This window comes from Coprococcus sp. TM115-187 (assembly GCF_027679115.1).
Classification (GTDB): domain Bacteria; phylum Bacillota; class Clostridia; order Lachnospirales; family Lachnospiraceae; genus Allocoprococcus; species Allocoprococcus comes.
Genome location: NZ_JAQEKS010000006.1, coordinates 116,924 through 134,488, shown reverse-complemented (window position 1 = coordinate 134,488; position 17,565 = coordinate 116,924). Strand labels below are relative to the sequence as shown.

The 17,565-nt window shown below is 41.8% G+C and carries 16 protein-coding genes; 2 read left to right on the top strand and 14 right to left on the bottom strand.

Annotation, left to right across the window (positions count from 1 at the left end; genetic code table 11):
- Window positions 1–229: 229 nt before the first annotated feature.
- The 6 genes from PGW42_RS06665 to PGW42_RS06640 form a co-directional block, all read right to left on the bottom strand.
- On the bottom strand, window positions 230–1,786 hold the full coding sequence (locus tag PGW42_RS06665) for an ABC-F family ATP-binding cassette domain-containing protein (protein ID WP_117557064.1): 1,557 nt from the start codon (window positions 1,784–1,786) through the stop codon (window positions 230–232).
- Window positions 1,787–1,909: 123 nt separating this feature from the next.
- Window positions 1,910–4,408, bottom strand: a complete 2,499-nt coding sequence (locus PGW42_RS06660) for an ABC transporter permease (RefSeq protein ID WP_270203315.1) — start codon at window positions 4,406–4,408, stop codon at window positions 1,910–1,912.
- A complete protein-coding gene (locus PGW42_RS06655) occupies window positions 4,401–5,102 on the bottom strand; it encodes an ABC transporter ATP-binding protein (RefSeq protein ID WP_117557068.1) in 702 nt (233 codons plus the stop codon). Before PGW42_RS06655 ends, PGW42_RS06660 begins: the two co-directional genes overlap by 8 nt.
- Window positions 5,103–5,208: 106 nt before the next feature.
- Window positions 5,209–6,138: a sensor histidine kinase gene (locus PGW42_RS06650; protein WP_117557070.1), complete on the bottom strand. Its 930-nt coding sequence runs from the start codon at window positions 6,136–6,138 to the stop codon at window positions 5,209–5,211.
- Window positions 6,126–6,794 (bottom strand): response regulator transcription factor, encoded by a 669-nt coding sequence (locus PGW42_RS06645; RefSeq protein WP_117557072.1) that lies wholly within the window; start codon window positions 6,792–6,794, stop codon window positions 6,126–6,128. The genes PGW42_RS06650 and PGW42_RS06645 overlap by 13 nt, the downstream gene beginning before the upstream one ends.
- 334 nt (window positions 6,795–7,128) lie before the next feature.
- Window positions 7,129–7,392: a hypothetical protein gene (locus tag PGW42_RS06640; protein WP_117557074.1), complete on the bottom strand. Its 264-nt coding sequence runs from the start codon at window positions 7,390–7,392 to the stop codon at window positions 7,129–7,131.
- Here PGW42_RS06640 and PGW42_RS16105 point away from each other — a divergent pair.
- Complete coding sequence (locus PGW42_RS16105) at window positions 7,391–7,540, top strand: hypothetical protein (RefSeq protein WP_008373225.1); 150 nt, start codon at window positions 7,391–7,393, stop codon at window positions 7,538–7,540. The genes PGW42_RS06640 and PGW42_RS16105 overlap by 2 nt on opposite strands.
- A 96-nt stretch (window positions 7,541–7,636) precedes the next feature.
- Here the strand turns inward: PGW42_RS16105 and rpsI are convergent, their stop codons facing one another.
- From rpsI to PGW42_RS06615, 5 genes are all read right to left on the bottom strand, one after another.
- Window positions 7,637–8,029 carry a 30S ribosomal protein S9 gene (rpsI, locus tag PGW42_RS06635; protein WP_270203314.1) on the bottom strand — a complete coding sequence of 131 codons (393 nt, stop codon included), beginning with the start codon at window positions 8,027–8,029 and terminating at the stop codon, window positions 7,637–7,639.
- A gap of 27 nt (window positions 8,030–8,056) precedes the next feature.
- Entirely contained in the window at window positions 8,057–8,485 is a 429-nt protein-coding gene (gene rplM / locus PGW42_RS06630; RefSeq protein ID WP_270203313.1) for a 50S ribosomal protein L13, read from the bottom strand.
- A 185-nt stretch (window positions 8,486–8,670) separates the two neighbouring features.
- Entirely contained in the window at window positions 8,671–11,214 is a 2,544-nt protein-coding gene (locus PGW42_RS06625; RefSeq protein ID WP_270203312.1) for an HD domain-containing phosphohydrolase, read from the bottom strand.
- A 9-nt stretch (window positions 11,215–11,223) separates the two neighbouring features.
- Complete coding sequence (locus PGW42_RS06620) at window positions 11,224–12,840, bottom strand: GH3 family domain-containing protein (protein ID WP_118198708.1); 1,617 nt, start codon at window positions 12,838–12,840, stop codon at window positions 11,224–11,226.
- Between the two features lie 17 nt (window positions 12,841–12,857).
- Complete coding sequence (locus tag PGW42_RS06615) at window positions 12,858–13,430, bottom strand: hypothetical protein (protein WP_270203311.1); 573 nt, start codon at window positions 13,428–13,430, stop codon at window positions 12,858–12,860.
- A gap of 253 nt (window positions 13,431–13,683) precedes the next feature.
- Between PGW42_RS06615 and PGW42_RS06610 the strand changes: the two genes are divergently transcribed.
- Window positions 13,684–14,988 (top strand): alpha-amylase family glycosyl hydrolase, encoded by a 1,305-nt coding sequence (locus tag PGW42_RS06610; protein ID WP_173825814.1) that lies wholly within the window; start codon window positions 13,684–13,686, stop codon window positions 14,986–14,988.
- Window positions 14,989–15,055: 67 nt separating this feature from the next.
- Here PGW42_RS06610 and PGW42_RS06605 read toward each other — a convergent pair whose 3' ends face one another.
- The 3 genes from PGW42_RS06605 to tyrS are packed head-to-tail and all read right to left on the bottom strand — an operon-like array spanning window position 15,056 to window position 17,407.
- Window positions 15,056–15,658, bottom strand: a complete 603-nt coding sequence (locus PGW42_RS06605; protein ID WP_117557080.1) for a Maf family protein — start codon at window positions 15,656–15,658, stop codon at window positions 15,056–15,058.
- 3 nt (window positions 15,659–15,661) lie between these two features.
- Window positions 15,662–16,171, bottom strand: a complete 510-nt coding sequence (locus PGW42_RS06600) for a flavin reductase family protein (RefSeq protein WP_173825812.1) — start codon at window positions 16,169–16,171, stop codon at window positions 15,662–15,664.
- 12 nt (window positions 16,172–16,183) lie between these two features.
- Window positions 16,184–17,407, bottom strand: coding sequence for a tyrosine--tRNA ligase (gene tyrS / locus PGW42_RS06595; protein WP_173825810.1), 1,224 nt, complete (start codon window positions 17,405–17,407; stop codon window positions 16,184–16,186).
- Window positions 17,408–17,565: the final 158 nt, after the last annotated feature.

Sequence of the window (17,565 nt, the reverse complement as noted above, 5' to 3'; positions counted from 1 at the left end):
AAAAAAGAATGTACCTCGGTACATTCTCGCGCCGAGCGCAGTCGCTTGCGACATTCTTCATCTTCGTGCGAGTGCGCATCTCCGGCACGTAGTGCCTTTTATTTCATAGGAAGTTCCTTCGGAATTTCCTATAAAATAAAAAGTAATAACTAAAATGATACGCTCTAAATAAATAGTAACACAAAAAGGCCTTTCAGGATAGTCCCGAAAGGTCTTCTGCACAACACTTTTAAAATACTTTCATTGTCCACTTGCTCATATCCCACACTTCATTTACCACATCCTGATAAAATTCCGGCTCATGGCAAATCAGAAGAATACTTCCTTTGTATTCCTGAAGCGCTTTTTTCAGAGATTCCTTTGCATCCACGTCAAGATGATTGGTCGGCTCATCCAGGATCAGCAGATTCGTGTCCCTGTTGACCAGCTTACAAAGTCTTACCTTTGCCTGTTCACCACCACTCAGTACCCTTACCTGGCTCTCAATATGCTTGGTAGTGAGTCCGCATTTTGCAAGGGCGGAACGCACTTCATACTGGGTAAATGACGGGAATTCCTGCCACAGTTCTTCAATACAGGTTGTCTTGTTCTCTCCTTTAACTTCCTGTTCAAAATAGCCGATCTGAAGATTTTCCCCAAGCTCACACTCGCCGGAAATTGCCGGGATCAGACCAAGTACACTCTTCAAAAATGTAGTCTTTCCAATACCATTGGTTCCGACAATCGCAATCTTGTGTCCTCTTTCCATCTGGAAATTCAGCGGCTTGGAAAGTGGTTCATCATAACCGATTACAAGATCCTTTGTTTCAAATAACATTTTTCCCGGAGTCCGTCCGTAACGGAACTTAAATTCCGGTTTCGGCTTTTCCGCTGCCAGCTCAATTACATCCATTTTATCCAGCTTCTTCTGTCTGGACATCGCCATATTTCTTGTAGAAACACGGGCTTTATTTCTCGCCACAAAGTCCTTCAGTTCACTGATCTCCTGCTGCTGTCTGCGGTATGCTGCCTCAAGCTGTGCTTTCTTAACTGCATAGACCTCCTGGAAATGTTCATAGTCTCCCACGTAGCGGTTCAGTTCCTGATTCTCCATATGATAGATGATATTTACCACTTCATTCAGGAACGGAATATCATGGGAAATCAGAATGAATGCATTCTCATAATCCTGCAGATACCGCTTCAGCCACGTAATATGTTCTTCATCCAGATAGTTTGTCGGTTCGTCCAGAAGCAGGATATCCGGCTTCTCAAGCAGAAGCTTTGCCAGAAGAACCTTTGTTCTCTGACCTCCGCTTAGATCTGTAACATCACGGTCAAGTCCCAGATCCAGAAGTCCCAGTGCTCTTGCGACCTCTTCTACCTTTGCATCGATCGTGTAAAAATCATGCAGTGTCAACTCGTCCTGGATCGTTCCAAGCTCTTCCATCAGAAGATTCATCTCATCCTCATCTACTTCGCCAAGCTTCTCACAGATCTCGTTCATCCGCTGCTCCTTCTGTAAAAGCGGATCAAATGCACTTTTCAGCACGTCCTGGATCGTCATTCCACTCTGAAGGACTGCATGCTGGTCCAGATAACCTGCGCGCACATTCTTTGCCCATTCTACCTTTCCCTCATCTGGCGTAAGTTTCCCGGTAACAATACTCATAAAGGTGGATTTCCCCTCTCCGTTTGCTCCTACAAGACCAATGTGCTCCCCTTTTAAAAGGCGGAACGATACATCATCAAAAATGGCACGGTCACCAAAACCGTGTGTCAGATGTTCTACATTTAATATACTCATATTTTATTATTCTCCCTGCTTCATTTCTTTACACATTGTCTTTTATTATATGTGGAAATTGGGGTTCTTTCAATATAAACAGACAAAAAACCCCAGTTCTATATCTATATCTAAAATCCAAAATCACTCAACTCCTTTAATCCTCTCGACAACAGTTCCATTCTTTTCCAAAATAATCCAAGCAAGGACTGGAACCATAGTACAAACTAGCAAACTGATTCCCACTGCAAATAAAAGTGGAAGTAATGGCACTGAAAACGCAATCCCACGATAATTCATTGATTCATAAAGAAGATACGTAGCTCCCATTCCTACTGTTAGCGTAACAAGCCATGCGCCGCCTGCATAGAGAACTCCTTCCCTGACCAGCATTCCAAGAATCTGCTTCGGAGTCATCCCGATACTCTCCATAATCGAAAGCTCCATCATCCGGCTCTGCACATTTACTACAAAGGTGTTCATGTAGTTCATGATTCCGATAAAAGCCAGAATCAGCACAATCCCGATTCCCAGTTGCGGCATATTACCTTGTGCTTTTTCAATCTCATCTGCATCTTCGATTTTGGATTCCCAGGAAAAGTCTTTTGCATTGTCATTTTCTTCTAATAACGCCATGATTTCTTGTTCTGTATCTCTATCATATTCTTTGTGATATTTTATGCTGGTCTTTAATATAATTGGATTATTGGCAAATGTTTTCACTACCTGATCACTGGCTATAATCGTCGGTGGGTATCCAAGGAGTGCCGTATAATAATTCTCGTCCGTAACTCCTTCTATGATAAAAGTTTTTGTCGTTTGTTGATCTTCATACAAAGCACATGTCACATTTTTTCCTATTACGTCAGCATCTGCGAAATCCAAACTATTTCGATAAACAATACATGCTTTTCCCGAAAGGAAGTCCTCTTTATTGATCGGATGCTCAAGACTGTTATTTAAATAATCAAATTCCTGTTCATCAATTCCGATCAGAGAGGATCCAAAATTCTCAGGATGATTCTGATACTCGTCCTTGTCCTTACTATATGGAGTACTCATCCACTTTGCATAAAATTCTTTCATCCACATCTCAGCAAAATCCGGTTCCCATGGAACTGTAATCTCGGCAAATATCATAGAATGTGCTTCAGAGACTCCGGCATTTTCTTTGATTGACTTCACGAAAGAATCATCCAGAATGTCTCTTCTGTCTTCTGATTTTTCTTTACATGCCGTATCATTTTTAATGACCATATCCGTATCCATATAATTTGACACTATGGTTCTTGCTGCCTGACTGTCCAGCATGGTCACAATACAAAGGTACACAGACAGACTGGTGGCCAAAGACAACAGTACCACCGCAGTTCTTTTCTTATCCTTTGTAAACTGCTCCATGGAAAGTCTTGCTATTACTTTCCCCTTTCCTGCTCTTCTTACTTTTACGTTTTTGTGGGTCGGACAATAACCAAGCGCTTCTATTGGAGAAATATCTGCTGCCATTTTTATCGGTTTTTGGCTTGCCAGAAAGATGGTAACCCCAACCAGTAAGATGGTTGCCAGCAGAACTGCCGGATGAAAACGAACCATATCTGCTCCAACATAGCCACTTTTGATTCCAAGTGATTTTACAACAACAGGAATCAGGAAAAAGGATACCATCCCACCTGACAGACATCCAAGTACTGTCCCTGCAGATCCAATCAGAAGCATCTGTTCCTTCATCATCCTTTTTATCTGCTTTTCCGTCATTCCGACCGTCTGAAGCAGACCATAATAACGAACTTTTCCAGCTACGGAAAGATACATAATATTATAAATAAGCAGATACGCACACAAACAGGTAACTGCAATCAAGCCAATAAGACCTGCCAATATCTGAACCGATGCGCCAAGATCTTCCATGAAGAAAAGATTCTGCTGCTTTCCAAGATTCATATTTTCGATAAAAGCATTCTGCTCTTTTTTTGTCATGATTTTTTGCTTAAAATCCATAAGGTAACGACCTGAAGCTGCCTGCGAAAGCTTCCACCCCGATTGATCATAGAATTCTTTCGAAACATAAAACTGCTTCTTGGGTCCATATCCGTCCCAGATCCCACAGATTCGAAAAGTCCCTGTAAAGATCCCCTCATTTGTTCCATAAGACATAGCAAGGGTATCGCCTACATCAAGATCTTCGTAACCACATTCTTTTAAAGCGGATTGTGTTACCATTATCTCATCCAAAGCTGTCGGATATCTTCCTTCCAGCTTTTCTCTGACCGGCTCCATCATCTGTGTCCAATATCCATCATCTGCCCAGATCAGTCCCACATTCGGGGTGGAATCCTGATCTGTTTTTTCTACCCATCCACAGACTCCCACTGTACCTGTCAGAACGATATCCGGGTTGTTCTCACACATTTGCCTCTGTTCATCCGTCACTCCATACATGATTGCATCAAATTCTGCTCCTGACATACGGATGTTCTGAATTTTCTGAAGCCTAAAATAAGAATCTCCAACTGTGAATATTGTAAATACCAAAAAGGAAGAAAGAAGAACCGCAAGGAGCAAAGTAATGGTCTTTCTCCTGTTTACTTTTAAAGCGTTCCATGCCATCCTTTTGATCACTTTCTGATTCGGATTCTTAAGCATAGGAATCACTTCCCTTCCCGGTATCTCCTACAATCTTTCCGTCCTCAATATGTACGATACGATCTGCAAGCTGTGCAATGTCTCTGTCATGCGTGATAAGAATCAAGGTCTGGCTGAACTGTTTTGCTGCCATTTTCAAAAGTCCAAGTACATCATGGCTGGTAACCGAATCCAGATTTCCCGTCGGTTCATCAGCCAAAATAATGGCAGGCTTCGACGCAAGCGCCCTGGCAATCGCAGCCCTCTGCTGCTGTCCACCAGATAATGTCCCAGGAAGAGCTTCCCTCTTCTCTGACAGCCCTAAAAGTTCGAGTATCCCATCCACATACTCCACATCAACCTTTCTTCCATCCAGTTCCACCGGAAGAATGACATTCTCATATACATTAAGATCCGGGACAAGATTATAATTCTGAAAAATAAACCCGATCTTTCTTCTGCGGAATATGGCAAGCTGTTCTTTTTTCAATCCCAGAAGGCACTTCCCCTCTACCAACACTTCCCCTTCTGTTGGCACATCCAGTCCACCCAGCATATGCAAAAGTGTACTTTTCCCGGATCCGCTTTTTCCGATAATGGCAACAAATTCCTGATCTTTCACACGAAAATCTACGCCATCCAATGCCTTTACCGTATTTTCACCCATTTGATAGTATTTTTTTAAGCTTCTTGTCTCTACAATGTATTCTTTCATTGGTTTGCCTCCTTCTTTTGATATTCTATAGAATATCTCCTAAAAATCACAAACCTGTCTCAATTTTCAATTATCACAAGATTGTGACAATCCCCGATCGGTTATGTTACGATTCATTCACCGGTAAATACAAGCGAAAACACGCTCCTTTTCCCACTTCAGACTGTACTTCTATGTAGCCCTTCTGAAGTTCCATGATTGTTCTTGCAAGATATAATCCGATCCCAACCCCTGGTTTATCATGCACCTCCGGCTCACGGTAAAATCTTGTAAAGATCTCTGCCTGCCTCTCCGGGGCAATCCCTTTTCCAGTATCAGAAATGCTGATCTTTAAAAATAATTCCTGTCTTTCTGTCTGAATATGGATCTTTCCACCTGGTTCGGTATACTTGAGTGCATTATCCAGAATATTATAAATTGCTTCCTCCGTCCATTTGCTGTCATGACGAATCATCATATTTTCTTCGCAGTTCACATATAGATCAATCCCCTTTGACGCCGCCTCCGGAACCACACCGGCAACTGCGTGGCGGATTGTTTCGTATAGATTTTTGTCTTCCTTATGTATTTGCAGAATTCCCGTTTCAAGCCTTGACATTTTTACCATGCTCTGCATTAAAAAATCAATTTTTTCCATCTGCCCTTTGATTTTTCCCAAAAACTCCTGACCGCTTTGCGAAAACTCCTCGTCCTCAAGAAGTTCCAGGTATAGTTTAATATTGGCAATGGGCGTCCTTGTCTGATGGGATATATCAGAAATCAATCCCTTTACTCTTTCTTTCTCACGAAAACCGTCTTCTTCTTTTTTCCGAAATACATGCTCGGCTTTCTCTAATTGTGTTCCTGTTCTTCCCCAGAGGCTATCCTCCAATTCCTCTTCCATATTCCATTCTTTTCCTGTTACGATAGCATCCAGAGCATCTTCCACCTTTTCAGCAAACAACTTCGCTTCTTTTTTTATCCGGTAGTTTTTCCATAACAATACCAGTACTGCTGCAAATAAAATTATCATCATGATACACATCAGCCAATCCATTGATATCCCATCCCATATACATTTGAAATATACCTGTGATTCTTATCTTCAATCTTTCCTCTCAGACGATTCACATTTACTGCCAGTGTGTGCTTGTCCACAAACTGTCCTCCACTATCCCACAACCGCTCCAATAACAGATCATAAGTCAGAAGCTGTCCTCGGTTCATAAGAAATTGACGAAGCAGACGGCACTCTGTCGGTGTGACGGGGCATTCCTGACCTTTTACCGTTACTCGTGCATGATCCAAATCTATATATAAATACTCATCTGCAAAAATCAGACGATTGACCGAAGCAGTTCTTTTTAAAATGACTTCTATTTTTCTAAGTAAAATCTTCATTGAAAATGGTTTAGTAACGTAATCTTCTGCCCCGGATTCATATCCTGCCAGAGCATCCTCCTCCATATCCCTGGCTGTCAGGTAAATGACCGGAACTTCTCTTTGCTTTTTTACCCACTGGCAAAAAGAGAAGCCCTCGCCATCTGGAAGATTCACATCCAAAAGGACCATATCTATCTGATTCTCAAAAAAAATCTGCTTCCCTTTTTCCATAAAAGTCACACCATAAACTCCATATCCTGACTTTTTCAAAGAATAACAGATCGCCTGATTCAAATCAAAATCATCTTCTACAACTAATATATACTGCATATCCTAATTCCTCCGATACAGATTCTCACAAAGAAATCTCTGCATAGCAATGATACCTTTCAATATTGTACCACAGACTTTTCCTGTGTATGAAAAAAAAGAAAGAATCTCAATTTTGTGATTATTCAGTGCACAAAAAAAGAAAATATTTTATAAGTCTTTTCATATATCGTTTGTTTTTTTGTTTACCTTATTAATCTCCTCTCTGAAATTCTTTTTTGCCATGAAAGTTTTCTGTCTTTCTTCTGCCACCTGATTCAAAGCGTCATCTCTTTCTCTTCTCATCTTTTCGTATGCAGTTACGTTCGACATATTTGTTTTCCTTTTGTCTCAATCACTTATAAAAAGTTGCTCTACAAATCAGCAAATAGCCCAGATATTCCTGAATGGTTGGGATATCCTCTTCCTCAACCAGATCCTTTAAATACTTCAACCACATTTCGGGTTTAGGAGCTTCCGGATTATAATTGACATTTAACCGGTTTCTACAGAACTGTTTTTCTTCTTCAAACTTCCCATTCAGATAATAGACTCCATTTACAACATGAATTGGAATTAAGTGGTCGCCACACTGTACGCGCCACACTACAATTTCCATGATGAAAGAACACAGCATTGATGAAACTACCATCAAGAAGATTGTTGGACATTCTGGAGCTATGACGCTTACAGAACGTGTCTACACTCATCTTGATGTCCAGGTTCTGATCGATGCCATAAACAAAATTGTGGGAGACATTCCATAAAGATTCGAGGGTAAAGAAAAACCCCAGAAACACATGGTTTCTGAGGTTTTGTATGCATTTTCTCGTTCCAAACGATTATCGCTTTGTGAACAGAAATTAACGTTTAGAGAACTGTGGTGCTCTACGAGCTGCTTTGAGACCGTATTTCTTACGTTCTTTCATACGTGGGTCACGTGTAAGGTATCCGGCTTTCTTAAGTACCGGTCTGTAATCAGAATCTGCTTCAAGAAGTGCTCTTGCGATTCCGTGACGGATTGCTCCTGCCTGTCCTGTGTATCCACCACCATGTACGTTAACGAGAACGTCAAATTTATCAACTGTTTCAGTTGCAACTAATGGCTGACGAACTACAACTTTAAGAGTTTCAAGTCCTAAATATTCGTCGATATCTCTTTTATTGATTGTGATCTTACCTGTACCTGGTACAAGGTATACTCTTGCGATAGATTTTTTTCTTCTTCCTGTTCCGTAGAATTTAGCTGTTGCCACTTTTATTTCCTCCTTTCAAACCTCTGACTAAAATGTTAAAACTTCTGGTTTCTGTGCCTGATGAGCATGTTTTGCTCCGGCATATACGTGAAGTTTCTTGATCATTGTTCTTCCCAAAGGTCCTTTTGGAAGCATACCTTTAACAGCAAGTTCGATAACCTGTTCCGGTTTCTTTGCCATCATTTCTCTTAATGTAGTTTCTTTCATTCCTCCTACATAATCTGAGTGATGATAGTATACTTTCTGATCTAATTTCTTTCCTGTAACTTTGATCTTTTCAGCGTTGATAACAATTACGTTGTCACCTGTATCAATGTGCGGTGTAAATTCCGGTTTATTTTTTCCTCTTAAAACTTTAGCGACTTCTGCTGCAAGACGTCCAAGTGTCTGTCCTTCAGCGTCAACTACATACCATTTTCTTTCAATCTTATCTGGATTAGCCATGTAAGTTTTCATTGGTTGACCTCCTGTGAATTTCGGTTTACTAATTATTTTCATTGTAGATTCTATAGAAAACAAGTTCACTCCGGGGCTTTGGTGCAAACTGTTTCTTCTCACGTCATACTTGCATATTATATTATACCGACAAGCTTTTGTCAACTGTTTCTTGCTGGTTTTCATCACTTTTTTGTGGGAATTTTCTACAGCATATCTTTCAGATTGTCCACAGTTTCTTCTGCCTTCACCAGTGTAATACTGCCATTATCCAGGCATTCAACAAACTTATATACCAGGTCAGGATCAAACTGTCTGCCTGCATCCTGAAGAAGCTTCTCCCGTGCCACTTCAACCGGAAATGCTTTTTTATAGCATCGTTTTGATGTCATGGCATCAAAAGAATCTGCCACGCACAAAATCCGCGCAGTCAGTGGAATATCTTCTCCTGCGATCCGGCGTGGATATCCTTTTCCATCATACCGCTCATGATGACCGATGACTGCCGGAATTACATAATCCAGCGATGGAAGGTGACGGATAATATCGATCGATGCCTCTACATGCCCTTTGATGATCTCATATTCTTCATCTGTCAGTTTTCCCTCTTTATTGAGTATATACTCCGGAATACCGATTTTACCGACATCATGCAGAAGTGCTGCCTGCCGGATAATCTCTATCATATCTTCGTTCATTCCAAGAGTCGTCGCCAGTGACGTTGCATAATAAGCTACGTTGTTGGAATGGCTGAACGTATAGTGATCCTTCGCATCAATTGCCGCCGTCAGCGCATAAATCGTAGACTCATACTCCTGATAAATATGGGTGTGATTCCTTGTATTGTTCCCCACACTGTTGTTCCGGAACATCATATCAAAGACCTGGATCCCATTTTTTCCATTATGTTTCACATGATAAACTGCCAGATCTACATTTTCCATCAGCTCTTTCACGTTCCTTGCCGCATAAGGAGCCGCACTGATACCGGCACTCACAGTTACCGCTTTCAGCTTCATATCCATTCTGCGGTTATTCATAACGTAAATCTGTTTTGCAATAGATTCCACCATATTTCTGGCAGAAAAAAGATCATATCCCGGTAAAAGAACCGCAAATTCCTTTCCTCCATAGCGGGCCGTGTATCCACTTTCTCCGACACTGCTTTTGATAATATCTGCAATCCGCTGCAGACACAGATCTCCTTCTTTCATCCCATACAACTGATTATACAATTTAAAATCATCTACATTGATGATCGCAAGTGCCAGCGATGCCTCCCTGTTTTTCTCAAGCTCTTCATTCAGCACTTCATAGAAATATTTCCGGTTCAGTAATCCGGTCATCTCATCTGTTCTGGCTTCCTGGCGGGCTCTCTCGTACAATCTTGAATTCTTAATCGCAATCGATGCAACCGACGTAACAGATGAGATCAGCTGCACCTCATCATATACCAGCCGTTTTTTCACCGAAGCATCTGTGATCAGAATCACACCAACCAGGCATTCTCCATCTTTCAGCCCTGCACAGTAACGGATATGCGTTTTATCCAGCCGGTGTTTTTCACTCTCCCACATCGACTTATACTCCACGGTATAACGGAAATCCCGGTAAATGATCGGCTCTTCATGTTCTTCCAGCCACTGGATCATCGGGTTTTCTTCTTCCATCGTAAATGTCAGATCATTCAGTGGCTGATCACTTGCCACTCCCCGATATGGCTGTCCCGGTGCATCCTGCATACAAATATAGATATTTCCAACATCCATCAGTTCTTTCATGACACTGATCGTTTTGTCCAGAATTTCATTTAAATCCAGCGTCTTCGAAATCGCAGAGCTGAACTCCCTGATTTTTTCTGTCTGATAATTTTCTTCCCGGACAAACACACTGCGTACCAGAAGCTTCCACAAAAAAGTAAACAGCGCATAAATCACCAGAAACACAATTGCAAAAGCAAGGGCATAAAGCGTTGTATTCTTATTCATCTGTATATGGAAGATTTTCTGCAGATATGGAATTACATTCAAAAATACAATAACAGAAAACAAAAATCCCACACCGTAACACAGACTGGGCGATGCCAGCATCTGCAGCCGGAACAGACGTCTGCGGATCAGTGCATAAAACAGGAAAAATACATTTACAACACCACTTAAAATATCAATCGGAAATCCACTGAAAAATGGTATTCCAAGCAACATATTCCCTGCAAACAACACCAGAACCCCTGCCATGACCGGTTCATACTGTACTTTCATATTGGGATTTGCTTTGCAGATCCGCACAAGGATAAGGAAAAGATAAATCAAAAAAATCCCAGCCGGGAAAAATAGTACTAATATAGTAGGTTTAATCTCATACACAAAAGTAGGAAGCCCATTCTTTTCCACCACATTCGGGCATCCCAGGAATACCCCATGCCGGATATTTACCACAAAACAGATCAGCATAACAGCCAGATATATTTTCCCTGGCAGACCTTTTTTCACCCCGCCAAATGCCAGAATAAAACAATAATATGCATACGGCAGTAGTAAAATTCCAAGCAGGGAAACCTGATACCAGAATTCATAACTTGGCCACAGATGAACACGCATAAATGCCGATCCTCCAGCCCAGAAAAGCAGTCCAACCAACACTACCAGAAAGCTATTTACAATTTTATTTCGCTTCGCTGTCAGAAACATCAGCAGCATAAATCCATAGCACACCATTGCTATGATTGAAATATATCCATAGGTTCCCATAATTCCCTCTTATCTCACTTTGTTCAAACATTCCTGCACTTCCAGCAACGCCTTCAAATCATAATAAGAAGGATTCATCTGATGCAGTTTTTTTCCAGTCTGTTTTTCATAAGTTTCAAATGTTCCGCACGTAAAAATTGTAACCTGCAAAGGATCCATTCCCAATATTTTCTTCAAGTCACGGTAATCCTGATCAATATATTTGAAATATGTACTCAGTAACTCTTTTAAAATATCGGCGCTCATGGCACTGTTCAGCAAGGATTCCCGTTCCAGTTCTACATACATATGCAGATATGGGCGCTTCTGTTCATTATATTCCTTTGCCGCAACCCAGTTTGTGATCGGAAGCTTTGACAGACGAATCACATTTCGGATCCCATTTTCTGAAATCCTTGTAAATCCTGCAATATCAATGATCCATGGTACCCGGTCCACATATTCAAAACGGGGGATCTGCGTTTCATCTTCCCTGTTTTGCAGTCCGACGCACCGGTACATATCACCACAGCGATATCTCGCGAATGCACCGCCTTTCAAAATTGTAAATACGAGCTCATATTTTTCTCCCGGCCGGACTTCATCCATCAGATATGTCGGTGGAATATAAGACGGATCCTCATGATTTTTCAACATATCCTTCTCTGTGATAAATTCATAAAATGCCGTATCCGGGAAGAAATACATTCCTTTTCTCGTCCAGGTCTCTGTCCCCATTATAGATGGTTCCGTACCGGCAAACAATTCCATCGGCCGGATTCCCCAGAGTTCTTCCAGATCATCTTTATAGCACTGATTATCCGTACCCGCTACCATGAACCCTTTTAAATGGAATAAATCCTTTGGAAGTAATTTCCGGTTCTCCTTTTTGCAGCGGTACTTTGCCTGTATCAGGCGGAAAATCATATGCGGTCTGCATTTCAGAATACTTGATAGTTGGATACCACCGCCACCGGTCAGCGAAGAAAGGCTCAGGCTTACTGCATAAGCCACACTTCCAAGGCCAAAGAAAAATCCCAGATCTTTTTTCATCGCCATTTTAAATCCCAGCTTGTTTCGTTCGCTGAAACTCATATTCACAGCATCTTTTACTGCCGGAAGGAACTCGATATCGATTTCTTCCCCGAGTGCCAGTGGAAAAAGTCCGGTAGCATACGGAAGCGGTGCCAGCGCATACAGAAATTTGTCCGTAGATGCAACATCAAAAGATCCCTTTTTCCTGCTGGTCGATAAAATCAGACATGCTGTCACATTATTCCGGTAGGTATCCAGCATACTTCTTGTATACGGCGCAACCTTAATCGGATGTTTCCCGCCTTCCCAGGTTGTCTGAATCCAGATCACCGGATTCCCAGGAAGCATATCAGGCTGCTTGGTCAAAAGAATATCTGCATAATCTTCATACTCCGTCAGTGGTACCATTTTACGGAATTCATCCAGATTTCGGGGATGTTTTCCTTTCAAAATCGACTGTCCAAGTCCACAGTTACTCCACAGCTGGATCTGTTCTTCCATCAACCGCCGCTGGATTTTCATGTAGCCGTCCATCGACAGATCCAGAAATCCACAGTATTGCTGCCATATTTCATTATACTGTTGTTTTTTTAATTTTTCTTTTAAATTCATAGACTGTCCGCTCCAGATCAATCATTTTTTCTGATAGTACGCAGGCACACCAGTATGCTTTTTCTGTTCGGTATCAGAAACGGCGTACTTTGCTGATATTCTTTATAGTTAAAAAATGTCCGTGGGAATGTCCACAGATCCTGAAAAATAATATACAGATAATTCCAGAAAATCATAAGTAAAAAATAAATCCCATGCTTCCATCCACCGACCATTCCCCACATGCACAGATATGCTCCCGCAAACCATAAAACACCAGGATGGCGGCACAATCCATACATACCTTCCGTATAAGCCGCACGCAGTTTATTTTCTTCACAATAGGTTTCTTCAAAGGGAAGCGCAAAAAACAACGTATAAATGAGCAGACAAAAGAAAAGGAGTCCTCCTAATCCAAATCCGGTCATTGTTCCGATCTTCCGATGGCAGCTCCCCCATGCTGCATAAAGCTCTGCAATCAGCGATACTACAACGAAAATACTCCCAACTGCAAAAAATTTTTGTAATACGGCATTCTTCATACGAACACTGTTAATATCATAAATAAAATACAGAATAAATCCTGTACTTCCTAGTATAAACTGCCACATTTTTCTCTCCATGATTTGTGCATTATTATGCACAAATACCTTTTCACGCACTATAAATTATAATAAAAGCAACTATAAATTGCAACAAAAAAAATAGCTTCCCTTTCTCCTTTTTTCAAAAACATTACCATATCATTACATTTTTACAAATTCCACTTTTGCTTTAAATAGTATACCATCATTTGACTCTATCTGATACAATAGATATATGGGATTTTTATCCAAATTTTGACTAAAAGGCAGGTACTAGAATATGTGGGCTTATGAAGGAATTTTTTATCAGATCTATCCAATTGGATTCTGTGGCGCTCCGACCGCAAATGACGGCAAAACCGTATCCCGGATTTTAAAATTAAAGGACTGGAGCAGTTATCTGGAATCCTTAGGTATCTCTTCTATATTATTAAATCCAATTTTCGAATCAGACAATCATGGTTATGACACCAGGGATTATAAAAAAATCGACTGCCGTCTCGGAACCAATGAAGATTTCGAAGAAGTATGCAAAGATCTCCATGCACACAATGTAAAAATCGTTCTTGACGGTGTGTTTAATCACGTAGGACGTGGCTTCTGGGCATTTAAAGATGTACTGGAAAAGAAATGGGATTCTCCATACAAAGACTGGTTCTGCATCAATTTTGACGGTAATTCCTGCTACAATGACGGTTTCTGGTATGAAGGATGGGAAGGACATTTTGAACTGGTCAAACTGAATCTTGCCAATCCTGCTGTTGTAGATTATCTTCTGGAATGTGTAAAGGGTTGGATCGATGAATTTGACATCGACGGTCTCCGGCTTGATGTTGCATACTGCCTGGACCGCAATTTCATGAAACGTCTGCGCAGTTTCTGTCAGGAATTAAAACCTGACTTTGCACTGATCGGAGAGGTTCTCTTCGGGGATTACAATCAGATCGTCAATGACGAAATGTTGCACAGCTGCACCAACTATGAATGCTATAAAGGCATTTATTCTAGCTTCAACAGCATGAACATGTTTGAGATCGCGCACTCTCTGAACCGTCAGTACGGACCGGAACAGTGGTGCATTTACCGTGGAAAACATCTGATGTCTTTTGTTGACAACCACGATGTGACCCGAATTGCAAGTATCCTGACCAACAAGAACCACCTGCCGCTGACTTACGGTCTTCTTCTTGGTATGCCGGGTGTTCCTTGCATTTATTATGGAAGTGAATGGGGTGTGGAAGGAGTAAAAGCTCCGGACAATGACTATGCTCTCCGCCCATGCTTCGATGCGCCAAAACCGAATGCACTGACTGAACAGATCAAAAAAATGATCCATGTCAGAACCGGAAGCAATGCTCTTTGCCATGGAAGTTATCGCAATGTTGTCCTTACTAATCATCAGCTCATCTTTGAGCGCAAAACAGATGATGAACGGATGCTGGTTGCAATTAACGCATCGGATGCACCATTTACCGCACACAACGGCGAACTCGGGGGAACTATGACTGATCTGCTCACCGGAAATGAAATCCAGATGAACGGCCAGCTCGAAATACCACCATACAGTGTGCAGTATCTGAAATAAAACTTTTTCTTCCTAAAAAACCGGGAGAGATGACTTTTCCAACAAGTCATCTCTCCCAGTTTCTTTTTTAATAAATATATTCCTTCATTTCCTGATAAACTCTCGCAAGAGGAAGACCCACGATCGTATTATAATCGCCTTCAATCCCACGGATATACATGCCAAATGCACCCTGGATCCCGTAGGCTCCTGCTTTGTCCATCGGCTCTCCTGTTGCAATATATTCCCGGATTTCTTCCTTGCACATCGGATATACATGCACATCACTGCATTCATGAAATGTCTTCCGGATCTTTTTCCCATCCTTCTTTATCAGAAGTGTAACACCGGTGTAAACCTGATGCGCTTTTCCCTGAAGCATGGAAATCATCTGATATGCCTCTTCTTTATCCTTTGGCTTTCCGAGAATCTTTCCATCTGCTGCAACCACCGTATCCGAACCGATCACCAGAAAATCCCCTGCATTTTTCTTTTCATACTGCTGGTAGACATCTTCTGCTTTCTGCGCAGAAAGTTCTTCCACAACCTGGCTTGGAACCTGGGATGTAATTACTTCCTCACAGTGTGACGGCATGACTACATGCTTTATATTTCCCTGTTCCAGCAGTTCTGTCCTGCGCGGTGATGCAGAGGCCAGAACTACAGTCAGCTTCTGTATTCTACTACACATAGCCTAATCCTCTTTCACAAGAATCTTCTTAATTTCTCCCATATACATGTTATGCATATCTTTGTCAGCATACCATTTGTCAAGATTTGCTTTCTCAACAAAATTTTCTTCTCCCATGCGCTGTACATAAACCTTCTTGCATACAAAGATCATTTTTGCTTCTTCAAACGCAACTGTTCCATCTACATAATATGGTGTCAGACCGGCTTCTTTGATCTTATCTTCGTCCCTTCCGGAAACTCTTCCACAGAGATTTAACGCTTCTCTATGCTCTTCTCCAAAGAATGCCAGTGTAAAATAATCTTCTCTGTCCACAAATTCTTTGGTATAACGGGAATCACGGATATAAGCTGTCGCAGTCGGCTTGCCCCACATAATTCCAACACCACCCCAGCTAGCTGTCATGGTGTTACATTTTTCTTCATTTCCTGCTGTGATCAGCATCCACTGTTTTCCGATCAGGTCAAATGGATTATCCTTTAATTCTTCTGCTTCTATTTCTGTAAAACTCATTTTTCTATCCTCTTATTTTGCGATTACTTTACGGAAATTCTTCTTTCCTTTTCTTACAACTTTTCCTTCACCTTCAAAGTCTGCTTTTGTAAATGTTGTCGCAATATCGGAAACCTTTTCTCCGTCAACGGCAACTCCTCCCTGCTGTACGGCACGGCGTGCTTCTGACTTGGAAGCAACCAGTCCACTCTTGTGAAGCAGTGTCAGGATATCGACAGACCCGTCTGCAAAATCTTCATCAGAAAGCTCTGCTGTCGGCATATCTGCTGCATTTCCTGAGCTGAACAGTGCACGTGCGCCTTCCTGTGCCTTTGTAGCTTCTTCTTCGCCGTGAACCAGTTTTGTCAGTTCGAACGCAAGGATTTCTTTTGCTGTGTTAAGCTGTGCGCCTTCCCATTTGTCCATCTCATCAATCTGCTCAAGCGGAAGGAATGTCAGCATACGCAGACATTTAAGAACATCTGCATCTGCCACATTTCTCCAGTACTGGTAAAATTCAAACGGAGAAGTCTTTTCCGGATCGAGCCATACCGCACCGGACTGTGTCTTACCCATCTTCTTACCTTCTGAATTCAGAAGCAGTGTGATTGTCATCGCACTTGCATCCTTGCCAAGCTTACGACGGATCAGCTCTGTACCGCCAAGCATGTTACTCCACTGATCATCTCCACCAAACTGAAGATTACAGCCGTATTTCTGGTATAACATATAGAAATCATAGCTCTGCATGATCATGTAATTGAACTCAAGGAAGCTCAGTCCCTTTTCCATACGCTGTTTGTAGCATTCTGCAGTCAGCATACGATTTACGGAGAAATGTGCTCCGACTTCACGAAGTACTTCCACATAATTCAGATCCATCAGCCAGTCCGCATTATTAACCATCAGTGCTTTCCCGTCTGAAAAATCAATAAAACGGCTCATCTGCTTCTTAAAGCAGTCACAGTTGTGCTGGATTGTCTCCGGTGTCATCATCTGACGCATATCTGTTCTACCGGACGGATCCCCGATCATAGCAGTACCGCCCCCGATCAAAGCGATCGGCTTATTACCAGCCTCCTGCAGTCTCTTCATCAGGCACAGTGCCATAAAATGTCCAACATGCAGACTGTCTGCCGTCGGATCAAACCCAATATAAAACGTAGCCTTCCCATTATTCACCAGATCCCTAATTAACGGCTCATCCGTAACCTGCGCAATCAATCCTCTGGCCTGCAGCTCTTCATAAATACCCATTTTCCTAATTTCCTTTCTCTTACCAATCTTTTTATCTTATTCACAGCCAATCTTCTCCGCCGGAAGAAGGATGCGTCCCTGTCCGGAACTCTTCGAAGTTTTTCAAGGATGGCGTCCCCCTTAAACCACCCTTCAAAAATTTCCGACAAAAAACCTCG